Here is an 18407-nt window from a genome sequence, read left to right as displayed (position 1 = left end):
ACAATGCTCTTCGGATGGCATCTCCCTAGGGTCGGTCACCATGACGACCACCCGCGTGCACGACGTCCAGGCCTGGCTGGAGGAGCATCTTCCCCGGCTCGTCGCGGCTCGCGGGGTCCCGGGCGCCTCGGCCGCCGTCCTGGTGGACGGTGAGATTGCGGCTGTCGCAGCCGGTCTCACCAGTGTCGCGACCCAGGTCGAGGCCGACACCGAGACCGTCTTCCAGATCGGCTCGGTGACCAAGCTGTGGACCAGTGCGCTGGTGATGCAGCTGGTCGATGACGGCCTGGTCGACCTCGACCAGCCGCTGCGCACCTACCTGCCGGAGTTCACCATCGGCGACGAGGCGGCCTCGGCCGCGATCACCACGCGTCAGTTGCTCTGCCACACCGCCGGCTTCGAGGGCGACATCTTCACCGATACCGGACGCGGAGACGATGCGGTGGAGAAGTATCTCGCCTCGATCCGGGACATTCCGCAACTCGTCGAGCCGGGCGAGGTCTTCTCCTACAACAACACCGGCTTCGTGGTGCTGGGTCGCCTGATCGAGGTCCTGCGCGGCAAGCCGTTCGACGAGGTGCTGGTCGAGCGGCTCGCGGCCCCGCTCGGCCTGACCAGCGTCTCGCCGAGTCCGTACGAGGCGATCCTGCGTCGCGCGGCGGTCGGCCACGTACCCGGTGAGGACGGCGCGCCCGAGGCGGCGCCCACCTGGGCGCTCGCCCGCTCCAACGCTCCGGCCGGCTCGATGCTCGCCATGACGCCGACCGACCTGGTCGGCTTCGCCCGCATGCACCTCGCCGGCGGCACCGCACCCGACGGCTCGGTCGTGCTCCAGCCCGCCACGGTCGCCGCGATGCAGAGCAAGCAGGTCAAGGTGCCCGAGCTCGCGCTCATGGGTGGCTACTGGGGCCTCGGCTGGGAGATGGACGAGTACGACGGCGTCCGGGTCATCGGCCACGACGGCGGCACCATCGGCCAGGCGGCCTTCTTCCGGGTGGTGCCGGACGCGGAGGTCGCGATCGCGCTGCTCACCAACGGCGGCGACTTCCTCGGCCTGTACGGCGACGTCGTCGGGCACCTGCTCGCCGAGCTGGCGGGCGTGGCGCTGCCCGGCGCGAAGGTGCCGCCGCAGGTCCCGCAGCCCTTCGACGCGGCGCCGTACCTCGGCCACTACGCCGACACGATCTACGACATCACCGTCAGCCAGCGCGAGGACGGCACTGTCTGGCTCGACCGGGTTCCCCAGGACATCATCGCCGAGATCGGCGAGAAGCCGCTGCAGGTGCAGCTCGTGCACCTCGAGGGCGACTCCCTCATCTCGCTCGACCAGTACTACGGCCTCCACCCGATCTTCGCCTTCGTCGGACGCAACGACGAGGGCCTGGCGAAGTACGTGCACTACGGCCGCGTCGTGGCGCGCGTCGACTAGCAGCTCCACCTCATCCAGCACCATCCGTCCCGACCTCAGCAGCGTCGAGAAAGAGGAACCCATGAGGCCCATCCGCACGAGTGCCGTCGCGGCGCTCGCCCTTACGGTGACAGCCGCCGTCACTCTGGCGGGCTGCGGTAGCTCCGGTACGGCCGGCGCCGGCGGCAGCTCGTCGGCGTCGTACAAGTCGGGCGCCACGTTCACGATGGCGATCGCCGCCGACCCGGGCGCCCTCGACCCGCAGGCATCAGCGGTCAGCGCGCTCTTCCAGCTCAGCCAGTTCGCCTACGACAACCTGGTCTCGGTCTCCAGCAGCGGTCAGACCCAGTCGGAGCTCGCCAAGACGTGGAAGGTCTCGGGCACCACTGTCACCTTCGACCTGAACGCCGGGGTCACCTGCTCGGACGGCTCCGCGTTCACCGCGCAGACCGCCGCCGACAACATCAACTACGTCGAGAACCCGAAGAACAAGAGCCCCTTCCTCGGCGTCTTCGTGCCGGCCGGAGCCAAGGCCACCGCGTCGGGTTCCACTGTCACCGTCACGCTGGCCGCGCCGGCACCGTTCGTGCTCGACTCCTTCGCCAACCTGCCGATGGTCTGCGACGGCGGCCTCAAGGACCGCTCCACGCTGAAGGCGAAGACCGACGGCACCGGCCCCTACGTGCTGAGCGAGGCCGTCCCGGACAACCACTACACGTACACGCTGCGCAAGGGCTACACATGGGGTCCCGACGGCGCCACCAGCGCCACCTCGGGCCTGCCCGCCACGATCGTGGTCAAGGTCGTCTCCAACGAGACCACCGCTGCCAACGAGCTCCTTGCCGGCACGCTGAACGCCACCCAGGTGATGGGCCCCGACTCCACCCGGCTCTCCGCCCAGCACGTGTCCCACGTCGACACCAAGGCACTGATCGGCGAGCAGTTCTACAACGAGGAGAAGTCACACCCGACCAGCGACCCGGCCGTCCGCATGGCGCTGACGCAGGGGGCCGACTACGCCCAGCTCGAGAAGGTGCTCACCTCCAACAAGGGCGCAGCCCCCACCGAGCTCGCCGTCACGCCGCCGACCGGCTGCACCACCGACTCGGTCACCGGCAACGTGCCGGCCTTCGACGCCTCGGCAGCCGAGTCCGCGCTCCAGGCGGCCGGCTGGGTCAAGGGCTCCGACGGCGTCTACGCCAAGGGCGGGAAACCGCTCAAGCTCACCTTCATCTACGACTCCTCGCTGGGCACCGGTGGCAGCGCGGCCGCCGAGCTCGCGGTCTCGGCATGGAAGCAGATCGGCATCGACGTCACCGCGAAGGCGGAGAACCAGACGCAGGTGTCGGGCACCATGTTCGGCACCGGCGACTGGGACATCCTCTGGGAGCCCATCAACGTCAACACCCCCGACCAGGTCGTCCCCTTCCTCTCCGGGCCGACGGTGGCCAAGGGCGGTGAGAACTTCGCGAGCATCGACAACGCGACGTACGACGCCACCACCGCCAAGGCGATGGCGATCAACGGCCCCGAGGGCTGCCCCACCTGGATGAAGGCCGAGTCCGCCCTCTTCAAGGCCGCTGACGTGGTGCCCTTCGCCAACAACCTCATCCCGACGTACGCCAAGGGTGCCCAGTTCGAGATCATCGGCGAGATCGTCCCGACCAGCATCCGGATGCTCGGCTGACCATGACGACGCTGACACCGGCGGCCGCCCCGGCCCGCAGGACCATCCACCTCGGTGGACGCTGGACGCGCTTCGCGATCCGACAGGGCGGGCGGCTGCTGGTGTCGCTGTGGGTGCTGGTCACCGCGTCGTTCTTCATGATCCATGCGGTGCCGGGTGACCCGGTCCGGGCCGCGCTGGGCCTGACCGCGCCCGCGGACCTGGTCGCCGCCAAGCGCCGCGAGCTGGGCCTCGACGACCCGCTCTGGCAGCAGTACCTGCACTATCTCCAGCACCTGGCCCACGGCGATCTCGGCATCTCCTTCGTCACCCAGCTGCCGGTGCGGCAGATGATCGGCCAGCGGTTGCCCGCCACCGCCGAGCTGGCCGTGCTCGCGTTCGTCGTCGCTGTCGCGATCGCCATCCCGGTCGGCGTCGCCGTCGCCGTGGTGACCCGCCGCGGCCGTGGCCGCCGTACGGAGCTGCTGTTCGCGGGCACCAGCGTGGTCCTCGGCTCCATCCCCGACTTCTTCCTGGGCGTGGCGCTCGTCTACGTCTTCGGCGTCTCCATGCACGCGTTGCCCGTCGCCGGCCGCGACGGCCCCTCCTCCTTCATCCTGCCGGTCGTCTCGCTCGCGATCGGGCCGGCTGCGGTGCTTGCCCGCATCGTGCGGGTCGAGATGCTGGCGGTGCTCGAGACCGACTACATCCGCACCGCTCGGGCCAAGCGGCTCACCCAGCTGCGGATCACGCTCGTCCACGCCCTGCCCAACGCCGTCACGGCCACGCTCACGATCGGCGGCCTGCTGCTGGGCTCGCTCGTCGCGGGCACCGTCCTGGTCGAGAACGTCTTCGCCTGGCCGGGCCTCGGCTCCACGATCGTGCAGTCGATCACCGCGAAGGACTTCCCGATGGTGCAGGGCACCGTCCTCGTGTACGGCGCCGGAGTGCTGCTGATCAACACCGTGGTCGACGTGGCGCTGGCGCTGCTCGACCCCCGATCGACGATCGGAGAGGCGCGATGAAGCGCTGGGGGCGCGTCGTCCGGATGCCTGTGGGCATCGTGGGCGTCACCATGCTCGCGATCGTGATCGCGCTGGCGGTCCTCGGACCCGTGCTGTGGAGCGGCAAGGCCGACGCCGTCGACACCGACAACCTGCTCGCCGGCTCGTCGTCGGCGCACTGGATCGGCACCGACAACCTCGGCCGTGACCTCGGGTTCCGGGTGCTGGTCGCGACGCGGCTCTCCGTCGAGCTGGCGCTGCTGGCCACGCTGATCGGCGTACTGATCGGCTTCGTGCTCGGGGCCGCGCCGCTGATGATGGGCCGCCGCGCCGGCCGCCTCGTGACAGCGCTGATCAACATCCTGGTGGCCTTCCCGGGTCTGCTGCTCGTGCTCTTCTTCGCCGTCGTCTTCGGCGTCGGCGCGAAGGGCGCCGTGCTCGCGGTCGGCCTCGCGGGGGCACCCTCGTTCGCCCGGCTCTGCCAGACGCTGATCGCCGGCATCTCCGAGCTGGACTACATCGCCGCAGCCCGTACGGCGGGGGTCAGCCGCCTGCGCATCCTGGTCCGCCACGTCTTGCCGAACATCGCCGAGCCGCTCATCGTCAACGCCACCATCGGCGCCGGTGGCGTGCTGCTCTCGTTCGCCGGTCTGTCCTTCCTCGGTCTCGGCGTGCAGGCCCCCCGCTACGACTGGGGCAAGCTCATGCAGGACGGCCTGAGCGGCATCTACATCCACCCGCTCGCCGCCATCGCGCCCGGCGTCGCGGTGATCTTCGCCGGGCTCGCCTTCAACCTCGTCGGTGAGGCGATCGCACGCACCTTCGGCGTCTCCGCCGCCACCGGCCTGCTCGACCCCGTCCACGTCGACCGCGGCGTCGCCCCGGCCGCACCGACGCACGGGACGGCCGAGGTCGAGACCGAGGCCGTCCTCGACGTACGCGACCTGTACGTCACCTTCCCCGGCGCGACCGCGCCGGTGCGCGCCGTGCGCGGTGTCTCCTTCTCCATCGGCCGCGGCGAGGCCGTCGGCGTCGTCGGGGAGTCCGGCTCCGGCAAGTCCGTCACGGCTCTCGCGACAGCGCAGCTGGTCGAGGCTCCGGGCGTCGTCACGGCCGACCGGCTCTCCTTCGCGGGCGAGGATCTGCTCGACGGGGACACCTCGGCGAAGCGCCGCACCATGCTCGGCACCTCGCTCGCCGTCGTCTTCCAGGACCCGATGACCTCGCTGAACCCCGGCCACCGCATCGGCACCCAGCTCGCCGAGGTGGCCCGCCAGCACCAGGGCATGGCCCGCAGGCCGGCACTGGCACGGGCGGTCGACCGACTCCGCGCCGTACGCATCACGGATCCGGAGCGGCGCGCGGCGCAGTATCCCTTCGAGTTCTCCGGCGGCATGCGGCAGCGCGCGATGATCGGCATGGGCCTGATGGGCACCCCTCGGCTCGTCATCGCCGACGAGCCGACCACGGCGCTCGACGTCACCGTGCAGGCGCAGGTGCTCGACCTGCTACGCCAGATCCGTGCCGAGCACGAGTCGGCGCTGCTCTTCATCAGCCACGACGTCTCGGTCGTCGCGGGCCTCTGCGACCGCGTGCTGGTGATGTATGCCGGCCGCATCGTCGAGGAGCTCCCGGCCGCCGAGCTCCACACCGCCGCCCAGCACCCCTATACCCGTGCGCTGGTGGCCGCGGTGCCCGACATGGAGACCGACCTCGAGGCCCCGCTCGCCACGATCGCCGGCCTGCCGCCCGATCCGGCCCGTCTCCCCACCGGTTGTGCCTACGCGGCCCGCTGCCCGCTCGCCGACGCCCGGTGTCGCGAGGAGGATCCCGCGCTCGTCCCCGACGGTGCGGGCCGGCGCGTGGCGTGCTGGCACGCCGGCGAGCCGCTGCCGCTGACGACAGCGAAGGTCGCTCCCGACGACCTCGAGGAGGTATCGGCATGAGCTTCCTCGGCATCCACGACCTGACCGTGCGCTACGGGCCCACCACGGTCGTCGACGGCGTCGACCTCACCGTGCCCGACGGTGAGATCGTCGGGCTGGTCGGCGAGTCCGGCTCGGGTAAGTCCACCATCGCCCGCGCCGTGGTCGGCCTGGCGCCGGTCAGCGGCGGCCGGATCGAGCTCGACGGTCGGGAGCTTCCGCGCCGGGGTCGGCACCGCCCGGTGCAGATGGTCTTCCAGGACCCCTACTCCTCGCTCGACCCGCGGATGACGATCGGCGAGAGCATCGCCGAGGCCATCCCGGAACGACTCTCCCGCCGCGCGAGGACCGCCGAGATCGAGCGCCTGCTGGCTCTCGTGCACCTCGACCCCCGTCGTGCGCAGAGCCTGCCGAGCCAGCTCTCCGGCGGCCAGCGCCAGCGCGTCGCCCTCGGCCGGGCACTCGCGGGTCGGCCCGAGGTGATCATCGCCGACGAGATCACCTCCGCCCTCGACGTGTCCGTCCAAGGCGCCGTCCTCAACCTCGTGCGCGAGATGCAGCGCGAGTTCGGTCTCTCGATGCTCTTCATCTCCCACAACCTCGCGGTCGTGCGCTACGTCGCAAGCCAGGTCGCTGTTATGCACCAGGGCCGCATCGTCGAGCGCGGCCCCACCGCGGCCGTGCTGGGCGACCCCCAGCACGACTACACCCGTCAGCTGCTCGCCGCGGTCCCCGGCCGCAGCGCCCAGTCCACCCCTCACCCTCAGGAGTCAGCGTGACCACGATCGACACCGCACATTGGGAGCAGCGCCTCGCTGAGCTGGTCGCGAGGCACGGCATCCCCGGCGCGCAGCTCGGCATCCTCGTGCTCGGCAAGGACGGCGCCGAGGACGAGGTCTTCACCGCCGCCACCGGTGTGCTCCACTCCGGGACCGGCCAGCCCGCCGCCACCGACTCGGTGTGGCAGATCGGCTCGGTCTCGAAGGTCTGGACCGCCACCGTCATCATGCAGCTGATCGACGAGGGCAGGTTCACCCTCGACACCCCGGTCAAGGAGATCGTCCCGAGCCTGGAGCTAAGTGATCCGCAGGTCACCGAGAAGGTCACCGTCTGGCACCTGCTCACCCACAGCAGCGGCATCGACGGTGACGTCTTCACCGACACCGGCCGCGGTGACGATTGTCTGGAGAAGTACGTCGCCGACCTGAAGACCGCCCAGCAGAACCACCCCCTGGGCGCCACCTGGTCCTACTGCAACTCCGGCTTCTCGCTGCTCGGCCGCATTATCGAGGTCACCACCGGCAAGACCTGGGACGCGGCGATGAGGGAGAAGCTCTTCACCCCCCTCGGCCTGACGCACACGACCACCCTGCCCGAGGAGGCGATGGTCTTCGGTCACTCGATGGGTCACCTGAAGGGCGGTGACGAGCCCGTGCTCGCCCCGGTGTGGGGTCTGCCCCGCTCGGTCGGCCCGGCCGGTCTCATCACCGCCACCGCCACCGACGTACTCTCCTTCGCCCGCCTCCACCTCACCGGTGGTCTCGCCGCCGACGGGACCCGCCTGCTCTCGGAGGACAGTGCCGCCGCGATGGCGGCCTACCAGGTGGAGTGCCCGGAGAAGGACCTGCTCGGCGACTCGTGGGGCCTCGGCTTCTTCCGCTGCGACTGGAACGGTCGCCGGGCGATCGGCCACGACGGCAACACCATCGGCCAGACGTCCTTCCTGCGGCTGCTGCCCGACGCCGGTATCGCCGTCTCGCTCAACGCCAACGTCGGCAGCGCCATCCCGCTGTACCGGGAGCTCTTCGGCGAGATCTTCAAGGCGCTCGCCGACGTCGACTTCCCGGCGGCCTTCGAGGTGCCGGCCGAGCCGGTCACGGTCGACGCGACGCCGTACGTCGGCACCTACGAGCGTGCCTCCGTGACCGAGGACGTCTACCTCGATGACGGCAAGGTCTATCTGCGCACGGCGCTCTCAGGTCCGATCGCCGAGCTGGAGAAGTCCGAGCCCGAGGTGCACGAGCTGATCCCGGTCGCCCCGGCGCTCTTCGCGCTGCAGCCCGACGCCACGGCCGACAACTTCTACCCGGTGCGCTTCTACATGCTGCCCACGGGCGAGAGGTACCTCCACTACGGCGCCCGAGCCACCCCGAAGAAGACGAGCTGATCCGTGACCAAGCCGACCGTCGTGCTCGACGACCTGCTGGACGATCTCCGGCAGCTCGTCGAGTGCGAGTCACCCTCAGCCGACCAGGCGGCCGTCGCCCGCTCGGCCGATCTCGTCGCTCGCCTCGGCGCCGCCCGCCTCGGTGTCGAGCCGGAGCGGATCGTCGTCGACGGCTGCAGCCACCTGCGCTGGATCCTCGGCAGCCGCCCGCAGGCGGAGCGGGTCGTGCTGGTGTGTCACCACGACACGGTGTGGCCGCTGGGCACGCTCGAGACGCACCCGTACGGCGTCGACGACTCCGGGGTGCTGCGCGGCCCGGGGTGCTTCGACATGCTGGCCGGGCTGGTCATGGCCTGGTCGGCCGTCGCCACGCTGCCTTCGGCCGACGGCATTACACTGCTGGTCACGGGTGATGAGGAGATCGGCTCGCCGAGCTCGCGCGTGCTGATCGAGGACACCGCCCGCGGTGCCCGCGCCGCGCTCGTGCTGGAGGCCTCCGCCGACGGCGGTGCCCTCAAGACCGCCCGCAAGGGCACCTCGATGTACGACGTCGTCATCACCGGCCGCGCCGCGCACGCTGGCCTCGAGCCGGAGAAGGGCATCAACGCCGGGCTGGAGCTGGCCCACCAGCTGTGCGCCGTGCCGGCTCTGGCCTCGGTCGCCGACGGCACCACCGTCACCCCGACCGTCGCCTCGGCCGGCACCACCGCCAACACCGTGCCCGCCACCGCGCACTTCAGCATCGACGTACGGGCGTGGAGCCTGGCCGAGCTCGAGCGGGTCGACGCCGCCATCCGGTCGCTGACGCCGGTGCTGCCCGGCGCCACGATCGCGATCCTCGGCGGCATCAACCGTCCGCCGCTGGAGGAGTCGTCCTCGAAGGCGCTCTTCGAGCGGGCCGCCGGCCTGGCTGACGCGCTGGGCCTGCCTCCGCTGACCGCCGCCGCTGTCGGCGGCGCCTCTGACGGCAACTTCACCGCCGGCGTCGGCACGCCGACCCTCGATGGGCTCGGTGCCGTCGGCGGTGGTGCGCACGCCGTCGGCGAGCATGTCCTGGTCGACCGGCTGCCCGACCGCACGATGCTGCTCCACGCGCTGCTCGCGGACCTCCTCGCCGACCCGTCCGAGGGGGACCGGTGAGCATCGACGCCACGGAGCTCGCCCAGGCCGACACCGACGCCGCGAAGGCCGTCGCGAAGGCCGGCGTCGAGGTGCGCGAGCTCCACGACCTCGGCGACCTCCACGGGCTCGCCGACCTCTTCGTGACGATCTGGGGAGGCAACGAGCCGCTCATCTCCGGCGACCTGTTGCGGGCGATGAGCAAGGCCGGCAGCTATGTCGTCGGCGCCTACCGGGGCGAGCGGATGGTCGGCGGCTGCGTCGGCTTCCACGAGGCACCCGGAGCCCGCACGCTGCACAGCCACATCGCCGGCGTCCTGCCCGAGCTGATCGGCCACGCGATCGGGTCCGCGCTCAAGCTGCACCAGCGGGCCTGGGCGCTGCACCGGGGCATCACGGCGATCGAGTGGACCTACGACCCGCTCGTGGCCCGCAACGCCTACTTCAACATCGTCAAGCTCGGCGCTCGCCCGGCCGAGTATCTGACGAACTTCTACGGCGCGATGAACGACGCCATCAACGGCGTCGACGACTCCGACCGGATCCTCATCCGGTGGGACCTGCTCGACCCGCCCACCAGGTCCTCAGAGCCGACGCAGGAGGGGGAGTGGGTGCCGGTGCCGGCCGACATCGAGGGCCTTCGGGTCGCCGATCTCGAAGGGGCCCGGGCATGGCGCACCCAGCTGCGGCAGGCGCTCGCCCCACGCCTCGACCGCGGCTGGCGGATCGTCGGCTTCGACCGAGCGTCGGGCTACCTGCTCGAGCCCCCCACCCCCACGGCCCCGGACACGGGCTCCGACCCGGCCGCCGACCCGGCCGCCGAGACGACTGGAGAAGACTCATGAAGCTGCGCGCCGTCGAGCTGCGCCGGATCGCGATGCCGCTGGTCGGTCCCTTCCGGACCTCCTTCGGCACCCAGTACGAGCGCGACATCCTGCTGCTCAAGGCGATCACCGACGAGGCGGAGGGCTGGGGCGAGTGCGTCGCGCTGATCGACCCGATGTACTCCCCGGAGTACCTCGCCAGCGAGATCGACGTGCTCAAGCGCTTCTTCCTTCCGGTCTTCGCCGAGGGCGCGGGCAAGGCGGCACTCGAGCAGTTCGGGGCGTACGCCGTCGCCGACCGCCTCCACCACTTCAAGGGTCACCGGATGGCGAAGGCCGCGCTGGAGATGGCGGTCCTCGACGCCGAGCTCCGGGCCGGCCGGCGCTCGCTGGCACGGGAGCTGGGCGGCGTACACGCGACCGTGCCGAGCGGTGTCTCGGTCGGCATCTTCGAGTCGATCCCGCAGCTGCTCGACGTGGTCGGCGGCTACCTCGCCGAGGGCTATGTGCGGATCAAGCTGAAGATCGAGCCCGGCTGGGACGTCGAGCCCGTCCGCGCGGTGCGTGAGACCTACGGCGACGACGTGCTGCTGCAGGTCGACGCGAACACGGCGTACACGTTGCGCGACGCGCGCCACCTGGCGCGGCTCGACGAGTTCGGGCTGCTGCTCATCGAGCAGCCGATGGAGGAGGACGACGTCGTCGGCCATGCCGACCTCGCCAAGGTCGTGCAGACGCCGATCTGCCTCGACGAGTCGATCGTCTCGGCGCAGACCGCGGCCGCCGCGATCCGGCTCGGCGCCTGCCAGATCATCAACATCAAGCCCGGCCGGGTCGGGGGCTACCTCGAGGCGGTGCGGATCCACGACCTCGCCGAGGCGCACGGGCTCGCGGTGTGGTGCGGCGGGATGATCGAGTCGGGTCTCGGTCGGGCGGCCAACGCCGCGCTGGCCTCGCTGCCGGGCTTCACGCTGCCCGGCGACATCTCCGCGTCCGGGCGCTTCTACAAGGTCGACATCACCGAGCCGTTCGTGCTCGAGGACGGCCGGATCCGCGTGCCCACGGGTCCGGGCCTCGGCGTCACCCCGATCCCGGAGGTGCTCGACGAGGTCACGACTTCGGTGGAGACCGTCGAGCTCTGAGCCGTCGTCCGTATGCTTCCAGCCGTGAGTCAGCGACCGCGGGCGAGTCTCGGTCGGGTGCTCGGCGACCTCGGCGACACCCTGCTCGAGCTGCTCTGCGGCGACCCCGACCACGAGGGTGAGATCGGTGGCATCGTCATCGACGACCCCGACGACGAGCCGCTCTTCCCGGCCCGCGCGTTGGTGCTGGGCGTCGGCGTCCCCGGAGCGGATCTCGCCGATCTCGTACGCCGCATGGGCGCTCACGGGGCGGTCGGCGTCGTCGTACGCTCGCGGCCGGTGTCGCCCGAGGTGCGAGCCGCCGTCCAGGAGCAGGGGCTGGCGCTGCTCGGCCTACGGCGAGGGGCGACCTGGGCGCAGCTGACCGCCCTGCTGCGATCGGTGCTGGCGGAGGACGACATCGCGACGATCGAGCAGGAGTCGCTCGGCGGGCTGCCGGCCGGCGACCTCTTCGCGGTGGCGAACGCCGTCGCCGCCCTGCTCGACGCCCCCATCACCATCGAGGACCGCAACTCCCGTGTGCTGGCCTTCTCCGGGCGGCAAGACGAGGGCGACCCCTCGCGCGTCGAGACGGTGATCGGGCGACAGGTGCCCGAGCGCTACGCCCGGCTGCTGACCGATCTGGGCATCTTCCGGGACCTCTATCGCCAACAGGGGCCCGTCGTCGTCGACCCCGCTGACCTCGGCCACCAGGCCGTGACCAAGCAACGCGTCGCCATCGCGGTGCGCGCCGGCGACGAGGTGCTCGGCTCGATCTGGGCCGTCATGGAGGGCGAGATCACGCCGGAGCGTGCCGCCGGACTCACCGAGTCCGCCCATCTCGTCGCCCTCCACCTCCTCCGGGTGCGCGCCGGTGCCGACGTGCAGCGTCGACTCCGCACCGACCTCGTCAGCACTGCTCTCGAGGGCGGTGCCGGTGCCCAGGAGGCTCTTGCCCGGCTCGGCATCGCCGGTCGCCGGCTCATCGTGGTGGGCGCCTCCCTGCCGGCCGACCACGAGCGCGACTCCGAGCGGGCAGCGGAGATGAACCGGCTCACCGACGCGTTCGCCGTACATCTGGCCGCGACCGCGCCGCAGGCGGCGGTGGCCCTCGTCGGCGGCATCGCCTACGGCCTCATCCCGGTGCTGCCGGGTGGCGGCGACGCCGAGGATCGGGCGGTCCGGGTGGTGCAGGAGTTCCATGACCGGGTGGGCGCGAGCCTCCCGGTGGTGGCCGGCATCGGGTCGGTGGGGGCGGATATCGCCGGGCTGATGCAGTCGCGTGCCGTCGCCGACCGCGTACTGCGGGTGCTGCGCGATGGCCATGTCACCCAGCGAGTCGCACGATTGGCGGACGTGCAGACCCCGTCCCTGCTGCTGGAGCTGCGGGATCTGGCACAGGCGCGCGGCGAGCGCGCGGTGGGACCGCTGGCGCGGCTGCTGGAGTACGACGAGCACAGCGACGCGGGTCTGGTGGAGAGCCTGGAGGCCTGGCTCGACGCGCTCGGCGACGTCACCGCGGCCGCCCATGCGCTCTTCATCCATCCGAACACGCTGCGGTATCGGCTTCGCCGGATCACCGAGGTGAGCGGACTCGATCTCGGCGACCCCGAACAGCGGTTCACCGTGATGCTCCAGCTGCGGATCCTGGCGCCGCGATAGCGGCCCGGCGCGGTAGGTCATGTTTCCTGCACGAACCGAGTCCTACGTTGCCAAGGTGTCCACCTCATCCGCGCCCCACCCTGGCCGCGCCGGCCTGGGTCGCGGCCTCCGCTTCGTGGCTTCGTGGGCCATCGCCGCGGCTCTTGTCGCGGCGGGCCTCCCGAAGCTGGTCGGCGTGACCTGGCACAGCGTCCTCCCCGCCTTCGCCCAGCTGCGATGGAGCACCGCCCTGGGCCTGGTGGCGGTGTGGTTCGCCGGCCTGCTCGTGCACACGTTCGTGCTGACCGCCGCCGCACCGCGGCTCTCGCACCGGCGTGCGCTCACGCTCAACCTCACGGGCAGCGCGGTGTCCAACGTGGTGCCCTTGGGAGGCGCCGCCGGTGTCGAGCTGAACCGCCGGATGATGAAGTCGTGGGGTCTCGACGCCCGGACCTTCACCGGGTTCACGTTCCTCACCAACCTGTGGGACGTCGGCGCGAAGCTGTTGCTGCCCGTCGTCGCGCTCGTGGCGCTGGCTCACGCCGGGATCGCCGTCTCGCCGTCGCTCCGCACCTTCTCCCTCATCTCGGCGGGCGCCTTCGTCTGCGTCTGCGCTGTCGCTGCACCGCTGCTGCTCAGCCCGCGCGGTGCTTCGATGATCGGGGGAACCGTCGAGTGGGTCGTGCGCGCACCGCTGCGGGTGATCGGGCGCGATCGTGATCTCGCACTCGCCCAGCACCTTCTCGAGATCCGCAGCGACTGCGCTCGTCTCGTGGCGCGCGGCTGGCTTCGGATGTCCCTCGGCATCGGCGGCTACCTGGCATTGCAGGCGGTGCTGCTCGGCTGGTGCCTGCATCTGACCGGCGTCGGCGCCAGCTGGCCCGTGATCCTCGCCGGCTTCGCGGTCGAACGCGCGCTCACCGTCCTGCCCCTCACCCCGGGCGGTATCGGCATCGCGGACATCGGTCTGGTCGGCATGCTGCTCGCCCTCGGCGGTGACCCGACGGCCGTCACCGCCGGTGCGGTGCTGTACCGCGCCTTCGTCTTCGCCGTCGAGATCCCGGTCGGAGGAGGAGCGCTGGCGTTGTGGGTGCTGGTCCGTCGTCGGGCGAGCCGTCGGCAACCGACAGCTGCGCCCATCGCCACGCTCCCCGGGGCACATCGCGCAACCCCTCGCGATCCGGCCCAGCCGGGGACGCGTATCGCCCACGTCACCGATGTCTTCCTCCCGAGGCTGGGCGGGATCGAGACCCACGTGGACGACCTGGCGCGTCACCAGCGCGCCCGGGGCCTCGACGCACGGGTGATCACTCCTCCCGCGAGCGACGCGAGCGAGGACCCGGCATGGGTACGGCGCCTCTCGGTGCGGCAGGCCACCCGCGAGCTGGCCGAGTGTGATGTCGTGCACGTGCACCTGTCGGTGCTCTCGCCCTACGGTCTGCGGCTTGCTCGCGCCGCCGCAGGCGCCGAGATCGCCACCCTCATCACCGTCCACTCGATGTGGACCGGGGCGGCGACCGTCCTCCGCTTCGCCGCACGGGCCAGCCTCCGCCGCTGGCCGGTCGCCTGGTCGGCGGTGAGCACCGCCGCCGCGACATCCTTCGAATCCGCGCTGCGCCGCTCGGTGGCGGTGCTCCCGAACGCGATCGAGGTGTCGGACTGGCGCTACGGAGCGCCGCGGCCTCCCCTCCCGTCGAGCGCAGCGCCGGCAGCCCCCGCAGCGAGGGTCTCGGGCTCACACACCACGGTGGTGAGCGTCATGCGTCTGATGCCGCGCAAGCGCCCGATGCCGTTGCTGCGCATCTTCCGCGCTGCCCGACGGCTCAACCCGGACGTCGACCTGGTGATCGTGGGTGACGGCCCGCTGCGGCGGCGGCTCGAGCGCTATGTCGCCCGGCACCGGCTCGACGGCGTCGTGCGGTTCACCGGCAGGCTCTCGCGCAAGCAGGTGCTCGCCGAGCTGCGCGCGGCCACGCTGTACGTGTCCCCCGCACCGAAGGAGTCCTTCGGCCTGGCAGCGCTGGAGGCCCGCTGTACCGGTCTGCCGGTCGTGGCGCGTCGCCGCAGTGGCATCGAGGAGTTCGTCAGCGACCGCGTCGGCGGTCTCCTGATCGACAGCGACGCCCAGATGGCAGTCGCCATCGCCGACCTCGCCAAAGATGCTCGTCTGCGCACGCGTCTCGCCGAGCACAACCGCCGGGTGCCACCGCGCCAGGACTGGACGTGGGTCCTCGATCGCACCACCGAGCTGTACCACGAGGCGGCGCTCGCGGCGGGACACGGACGCGAGCCTCGACCGGCCGCACGTGCGCTGCCGCGGGCGGCCGGCGCCTGACACCGAGATGGACACGATCGTCGCGCTCCACGCCCATCCCGATGACGAGGCGCTGCTGACCGGCGGCTGGCTCGCTCAACGGTCGGCAGCCGGTGACAGGGTGATCCTGGTGCTGGCCACCGACGGGGCAGCGGGGCTGACCGGCTCCTCCGAAGCCGGCACGCCGCTGGGCGTGCAGCGACGCGCCGAGCTGCTGCGAGCCGCCGCGATCCTCGGCGTCGCCCGCGTCGTATGGCTGGACTACGCCGACTCCGGCATGGCGGCCGCCCCGTCCGCCGCCCGCACACGCTTCATCGACGTGCCGATCCTCATAGCGGCGCGCCGTGTCGCGGCGATCCTCGACGAGGAGGGGGCCACGGTGCTCACCGGCTACGACGCACACGGCGGGTACGGGCACCCTGACCACGTGCAGGTCCACCGGGTGGCACAGGCGGCTCAAGCGCTCGCGCGCCGCCGCCCGGCCCTGTGGGAGGCGACGCTCGACCGCACCTGGCTCGTGCGATCGTTGCGGCTGGTGCGACCGATGCGCTCGCTGCTGCCCGGCATGACGCTGCCCGGGGACGAGATCTACTCCGATCGCGCCGAGATCGACGTCGTGGTCGACGTGCGGCCCCAGTGGGGCGCCAAGCGGTCGGCCCTGGCCGCCCACGCCTCGCAGACCACGGGGGGTGTCCGGACGCTGGCAGTGCTGCTGGCCCTGCCTCGCCCGGTCGCCCGCCGCGTGCTCGGGTACGAGTACTTCCGCGTGCGACCCTGACACACCGTCGGCCGCCGCCGGTGAGAGGTGCTGCTCGGGCTCGCGTCTCACCCAGGTTGCCGGCATGCGGCGCGGCCTACCGTCTGCGGCGTGGGCGCCACCGTTCTGCTGCCACCCGGAGCCGATAGCCGGCCCTCGGCGCCGGACGGCGCCCGAACGAGCACCGCACTGGCGGTCGGGCTGGTCGCGACCGTCCTCAGCCTGATCCGGATCGGGCATCCCTCGCTGTGGACCGACGAGGCAGCCACCGTCTCCGCGGCCACCCGGAGCATCCCGGCATGGTGGGCGCTCATCACGCGCATCGATGCGGTGCACGGCCTCTACTACCTCTTCATGCACTTCTGGATCGCGCTGGCGGGTCGCAGCGCGCTCGCGCTCCGCCTGCCCTCGGCTCTCGCCGTCGGCCTGGGTGCGGCCGGCCTCGTTCTGCTCGCCACCCGGCTCGTCGACCGCCGTACCGGAACCTGCGCGGGACTCGTGCTGGCCATCCTGCCCCGGACGGTCTGGGCCGGCGGGGAGGCGCGGTCCTACGCCTTCGACCTCGCCGCCGCCGTCTGGGTCACGCTCGCGCTGGTGGCAGCCCTGCGGCGGGGAGGCACCTGGCGCTGGCTGCGGTACGCCTTCGCGCTCCTCGCGGCCAGCGTCCTGTTCATCTATCTGCTGCTCCTCGCTGCCGCTCACCTCCTCGCCGTCTCGCTCCTCTCCCGGCAGCGGCTGCGTCCGGCGGCAGCGGCGGCGGCCGTCGTCGCGCTGCTGCTGAGCCCGATGGTGGTGATGGCTCATCACGAGCAGTGGCAGCTTCCCTTTCACACGGCTCCTCCGCTGCGGGTGACGCTCGTGCAGGTGCTGCTCCAGCAGTTCTTCACCGGTGAGCTGCCCACCCACGCCCAGACGGTGCGCGTCGGGCCGCCGTGGACGCTGGCGGTGCTGGCCCTGGCGGTCGTGGTGGTGACGCTGGCGGTACTCGCGGTGGTGAGAGGTCTCGGGCGCAGTCGTGCCGAGCGCCCGCTGGTGTTGCTCGCGCTGTGCTGGCTCGTGGTGCCGACCGCGCTGATCCTCGCCTACAGCTACGCGATCAAGCCGCTCTACAGCCCCCGGTACGCCACGTTCACCGCTCCGGCCCTCGCGCTGCTGGTAGGGGCGGCCATCGCGCGCTTGCGCTCGTCATGGCGTCAGGTGACCAGCGGCGTTCTGCTGGTGGTCCTGGCGGCGCCGATCGCGCTGACGCTGCGAACGACGACGGCCAAGAAGGCGAGCGACTGGCGAGTCGCGGCCGCCTACCTGCGCCGACATGCGCGGGCCGGCGACGACATCGCCTATCTCAACCTCCGCGGACGTAGGACGGTGTCGACAGCCAAGCTCGCGATCGCCTATCCCGGGGCGGTGAGCGGGCTCCGGGATGTGACACAGCACCTCACCCCGACCCAGAACCGGAGTCTGTGGGGCCGCGACTACCCGCTCGCCGCCGTCAGCGCGAGGTTGACCACCGCCGCACCCCGCAGCCGCCTGTTCGTCGTCACGGACGCCGCCCTGCCGCTCACGGCACCCGGCGACCCGGACCTGCTGCTCCTCGACCGGCTCGGCTACCGCATGGTGCGCGCCTGGCGAGGCCCCTCGACAGCCATCTTCGAGCTTCGGCGGTCATCGGGGACGACGGGTTCGGGCGGGCCTGCGTCCTGACGTACGGCGCCAGGCTCGGGCGAGCTGCTGGCGGCGCTCGCGCAGGCCCCACACCGTGACGAGCCGGAGAGACTCCGAGGCGACCGTCCCGCTCATCTTCGAGGAGCCGCGCACCCGCTCGACGAACTCGATCGGTACCTCCGCGACGACCATGCCCGCCCGCACCGTCCGGGTCGCCAGATCGGTCTGGAAGACGTAGCCGGCGGACTCCACCGAGCCGAGGTCGACCTTCTCCAGCGTCTGGCGCCGGAACACCCGGAAGCCGCCCGTCGCATCGCGCACGCCGATCCCCAGCAGGAGGCGCACATAGAGGTTGCCGGCCCGGGAGAGCGCCTGGCGCGAGAGCGGCCAGTTCACCACCGAGCCGCCCGCCACGTAGCGCGACCCGATGACGAGGTCGGCGGCCTGCAGCGCGTCGAGCAACCGATGCAGCTCCTCGGGCTGGTGGGAGCCGTCGGCGTCCATCTCCCCGATGACGTCGTAACCCTGGGCGAGCGCCCAGGCGAAGCCCTCGAGGTAGGCGGCGCCCAGGCCGTTCTTCTCGGTGCGGTGCAGCACGTGCACGTGCTGGTCCGACGCCGCGAGCTCCTCGGCGAGGGAGCCGGTGCCGTCGGGGGAGTTGTCGTCGACGACCAGGACGTCGACCTCGGGTTCCGCTCGCCGCAACCGAGCGACGATCCAACCGAGGTTGGCAGCCTCGTTGTAGGTCGGGATCACCATGATCGCGCGGCCGAGAGGCCCCAGATCAGTACTCAAGCTC

General features: G+C 71.6%; 14 protein-coding genes. 13 read left to right on the top strand and 1 reads right to left on the bottom strand.

Translation table 11 applies throughout. From position 1 onward, the window contains the following. Positions 1 to 40 precede the first annotated feature (40 nt). The 13 genes from P5P86_RS01480 to P5P86_RS01420 all read left to right on the top strand — a co-directional run bounded on the left by P5P86_RS01480 (position 41) and on the right by P5P86_RS01420 (position 17647). Positions 41 to 1429, top strand: coding sequence for a serine hydrolase domain-containing protein (locus P5P86_RS01480; RefSeq protein ID WP_280609499.1), 1389 nt, complete (start codon positions 41 to 43; stop codon positions 1427 to 1429). A 61-nt stretch (positions 1430 to 1490) separates the two neighbouring features. Further along, positions 1491 to 3095 (top strand): ABC transporter substrate-binding protein, encoded by a 1605-nt coding sequence (locus P5P86_RS01475; protein ID WP_280609498.1) that lies wholly within the window; start codon positions 1491 to 1493, stop codon positions 3093 to 3095. Positions 3096 to 3097: 2 nt separating this feature from the next. Further along, on the top strand, positions 3098 to 4099 hold the full coding sequence (locus P5P86_RS01470; protein WP_280609497.1) for an ABC transporter permease: 1002 nt from the start codon (positions 3098 to 3100) through the stop codon (positions 4097 to 4099). Further along, complete coding sequence (locus P5P86_RS01465) at positions 4096 to 6024, top strand: dipeptide/oligopeptide/nickel ABC transporter permease/ATP-binding protein (protein WP_280609496.1); 1929 nt, start codon at positions 4096 to 4098, stop codon at positions 6022 to 6024. Before P5P86_RS01470 ends, P5P86_RS01465 begins: the two co-directional genes overlap by 4 nt. Further along, positions 6021 to 6782: an ABC transporter ATP-binding protein gene (locus P5P86_RS01460; protein ID WP_280609495.1), complete on the top strand. Its 762-nt coding sequence runs from the start codon at positions 6021 to 6023 to the stop codon at positions 6780 to 6782. The genes P5P86_RS01465 and P5P86_RS01460 overlap by 4 nt, the downstream gene beginning before the upstream one ends. After that, positions 6779 to 8170, top strand: a complete 1392-nt coding sequence (locus P5P86_RS01455; RefSeq protein WP_280609494.1) for a serine hydrolase domain-containing protein — start codon at positions 6779 to 6781, stop codon at positions 8168 to 8170. Before P5P86_RS01460 ends, P5P86_RS01455 begins: the two co-directional genes overlap by 4 nt. A 3-nt stretch (positions 8171 to 8173) precedes the next feature. Further along, the gene (locus P5P86_RS01450; protein ID WP_280609493.1) at positions 8174 to 9310 is read left to right on the top strand and encodes a M20 family metallopeptidase; all 1137 of its coding nucleotides are present in this window, start codon (positions 8174 to 8176) and stop codon (positions 9308 to 9310) included. Further along, on the top strand, positions 9307 to 10134 hold the full coding sequence (locus P5P86_RS01445; RefSeq protein WP_280609492.1) for a GNAT family N-acetyltransferase: 828 nt from the start codon (positions 9307 to 9309) through the stop codon (positions 10132 to 10134). The genes P5P86_RS01450 and P5P86_RS01445 overlap by 4 nt, the downstream gene beginning before the upstream one ends. Beyond that, positions 10131 to 11255, top strand: coding sequence for an o-succinylbenzoate synthase (menC, locus tag P5P86_RS01440; protein ID WP_280609491.1), 1125 nt, complete (start codon positions 10131 to 10133; stop codon positions 11253 to 11255). Before P5P86_RS01445 ends, menC begins: the two co-directional genes overlap by 4 nt. A gap of 24 nt (positions 11256 to 11279) precedes the next feature. Further along, the gene (locus P5P86_RS01435) at positions 11280 to 12896 is read left to right on the top strand and encodes a PucR family transcriptional regulator (RefSeq protein ID WP_280609490.1); all 1617 of its coding nucleotides are present in this window, start codon (positions 11280 to 11282) and stop codon (positions 12894 to 12896) included. 55 nt (positions 12897 to 12951) lie between these two features. Beyond that, entirely contained in the window at positions 12952 to 15210 is a 2259-nt protein-coding gene (locus P5P86_RS01430; protein WP_280609489.1) for a glycosyltransferase, read from the top strand. Between the two features lie 7 nt (positions 15211 to 15217). Further along, positions 15218 to 15967, top strand: a complete 750-nt coding sequence (locus P5P86_RS01425) for a PIG-L deacetylase family protein (protein ID WP_280609488.1) — start codon at positions 15218 to 15220, stop codon at positions 15965 to 15967. Positions 15968 to 16057: 90 nt separating this feature from the next. Continuing rightward, positions 16058 to 17647: a glycosyltransferase family 39 protein gene (locus tag P5P86_RS01420; RefSeq protein WP_280609487.1), complete on the top strand. Its 1590-nt coding sequence runs from the start codon at positions 16058 to 16060 to the stop codon at positions 17645 to 17647. On the opposite strand, the gene P5P86_RS01415 is transcribed toward P5P86_RS01420, so the two are convergent. Beyond that, the gene (locus P5P86_RS01415; protein WP_280611301.1) at positions 17609 to 18367 is read right to left on the bottom strand and encodes a polyprenol monophosphomannose synthase; all 759 of its coding nucleotides are present in this window, start codon (positions 18365 to 18367) and stop codon (positions 17609 to 17611) included. The genes P5P86_RS01420 and P5P86_RS01415 overlap by 39 nt on opposite strands. Positions 18368 to 18407: the final 40 nt, after the last annotated feature.

It is taken from the genome of Nocardioides sp. BP30 (assembly GCF_029873215.1).
GTDB lineage: Bacteria > Actinomycetota > Actinomycetes > Propionibacteriales > Nocardioidaceae > Nocardioides.
This window is presented reverse-complemented; position numbering and strand designations above follow the sequence as displayed.

Coding starts and splice junctions, on each gene's coding strand:
- P5P86_RS01470 (WP_280609497.1), top strand. CDS start 3,098: ATGACGACGCTGACACCGGCGGCCGCCCCGGCCCGCAGGACCATCCAC.
- P5P86_RS01415 (WP_280611301.1), bottom strand. CDS start 18,367: ATGGTGATCCCGACCTACAACGAGGCTGCCAACCTCGGTTGGATCGTC.
- P5P86_RS01460 (WP_280609495.1), top strand. CDS start 6,021: ATGAGCTTCCTCGGCATCCACGACCTGACCGTGCGCTACGGGCCCACC.
- P5P86_RS01425 (WP_280609488.1), top strand. CDS start 15,218: ATGGACACGATCGTCGCGCTCCACGCCCATCCCGATGACGAGGCGCTG.
- P5P86_RS01475 (WP_280609498.1), top strand. CDS start 1,491: ATGAGGCCCATCCGCACGAGTGCCGTCGCGGCGCTCGCCCTTACGGTG.
- P5P86_RS01465 (WP_280609496.1), top strand. CDS start 4,096: ATGAAGCGCTGGGGGCGCGTCGTCCGGATGCCTGTGGGCATCGTGGGC.
- menC (WP_280609491.1), top strand. CDS start 10,131: ATGAAGCTGCGCGCCGTCGAGCTGCGCCGGATCGCGATGCCGCTGGTC.
- P5P86_RS01480 (WP_280609499.1), top strand. CDS start 41: ATGACGACCACCCGCGTGCACGACGTCCAGGCCTGGCTGGAGGAGCAT.